Source organism: Nocardia sp. NPDC058497, from assembly GCF_042720195.1.
GTDB lineage: Bacteria > Actinomycetota > Actinomycetes > Mycobacteriales > Mycobacteriaceae > Nocardia.
The window spans coordinates 1-1,442 of sequence record NZ_JBHXMY010000950.1 but is presented as its reverse complement, the minus strand read 5'-3'; the positions used below and the strand labels follow the sequence as shown (position 1 = coordinate 1,442).

Sequence of the window (1,442 nt, the reverse complement as noted above, 5' to 3'; positions counted from 1 at the left end):
GGCTTCACACTGCGCGAGGCGATCCCAGTCGGAGTCGGGGGCCGCGCTGGCGTTTCCTGCGAAAGCTGCACTGGCGGTGCCGATGATCGCGCCGGTGACGGCGACCTTGGCGACAGTGCGGCCGGTGGAAGTCGGCTTGCGGTGGCGTCCACTCATATCGGGTTTCTCCCTCTCGTGCGCACCTGCATGTGGCCCGGACTGAGAGGTCTCCCGGTCCGCCCTCATCCCTGATTCCAATCGGGGTCCGGTACCCGCGGGGTGAGGTTCGGTGCGGCGGGCCGGTGGTTCCGGGGGTTGCCCCGGCTGAGAGAAACGGTACGACGGACAGCGGGGAAAGTCACTATTTGGTAACCGGCGTGTGCGGGTGCGTATCAGGGTGGTCTCAGGGTGATCCCGGAGGCGTCCGCGCAGGTAGTCGCGGTGCCGCGTGTGCGCGACGGTTGCACGCTCACTTCGTAACCATGCCGTTATGTGACGAGGATCACACCGCTGTCTTGGCATCGATCTGCCGGGGTAACCGGTTGACGCGTCAACGCGCGCGACGGCCCGACCAGAGCGCGAACACCAGGCCGAGCAGGAAACCGACCGGCGCGAGCATCGCCAGGCCGTACAGCCACAGTCCCGGTGAGCTGTCGGAGACGATCGGCGTCACGAAGATCGCGACCACGGCCAGGATCCCGATCCCGAACAGCGCGACGGCGAGTTGCAGCAGGCGATCGCTCGGACGCCGAGGGTCGCGTGCGGGCGGAGGTGTGTTGGTCACCGTTGCACCGTAAAACTGATGTGCTCGCGGTATGGCCACCGGGGTAGACTCTGGACACATCGCGTCCTGCCTTGTTGTGGGGCGCGTTCTTTTCGCAACAGGGTATGAAGTAACCCGGACCACAAGGGTTCGGGTGTCGAATGATGAACGGGTGAGCGCAGTGCCGACCGGCCGGGTGAAGTGGTACGACGTCGAAAAGGGCTTCGGCTTCCTTTCCCAAGACGAGGGCGAGGACGTCTACGTCCGTTCCTCCGCGCTGCCCGAGGGCGTCGAAGGGCTCAAGCCCGGACAGCGCGTCGAATTCGGCATGGCCGCGGGCCGTCGTGGCCCGCAGGCGCTCAGCCTGAAGCTGCTCGAGGCGCCGCCGACCGTGCGCGGCAACCAGTCTCAGCAGACTGCCCGTAAGGACGCGGGCCCGCGCAAGTCGCCCGACGAGCTGCACGGCCTGGTCGAGGACATGATCACGCTGCTCGAGACGAAGGTCCAGCCGGACCTGCGCCGGGGCAAGTACCCGGATCGCAAGCTGTCCCAGCGCATCTCCGAGGTCGTCCGCGCCGTAGCTCGCGAACTCGACCACTGAGTTTTTGGAGCGCTGGCGCGCTCGAGGTCGCGGCCCCTCCTGTCCCGCCGGTCAGGCACCGTTGCTTGCTCCTTCGTCGCCTACGCAACGGCGCCTGAC

2 protein-coding genes and 1 pseudogene are annotated in these 1,442 nt (G+C 66.9%); 1 reads left to right on the top strand and 2 read right to left on the bottom strand.

All coding sequences use genetic code 11. From position 1 onward, the window contains the following. Both ACFWPJ_RS32745 and ACFWPJ_RS32740 read right to left on the bottom strand, forming a co-directional pair. Positions 1-156: pseudogene (locus ACFWPJ_RS32745) on the bottom strand (resuscitation-promoting factor); the annotation flags it as partial. Positions 157-529: 373 nt separating this feature from the next. Beyond that, entirely contained in the window at positions 530-763 is a 234-nt protein-coding gene (locus ACFWPJ_RS32740; protein ID WP_378857374.1) for a hypothetical protein, read from the bottom strand. 160 nt (positions 764-923) lie between these two features. On the opposite strand from ACFWPJ_RS32740, the gene ACFWPJ_RS32735 reads away from it, so the two are divergent. After that, complete coding sequence (locus ACFWPJ_RS32735) at positions 924-1,343, top strand: cold-shock protein (protein WP_378857376.1); 420 nt, start codon at positions 924-926, stop codon at positions 1,341-1,343. The last annotated feature ends 99 nt before the right edge of the window (positions 1,344-1,442 follow it).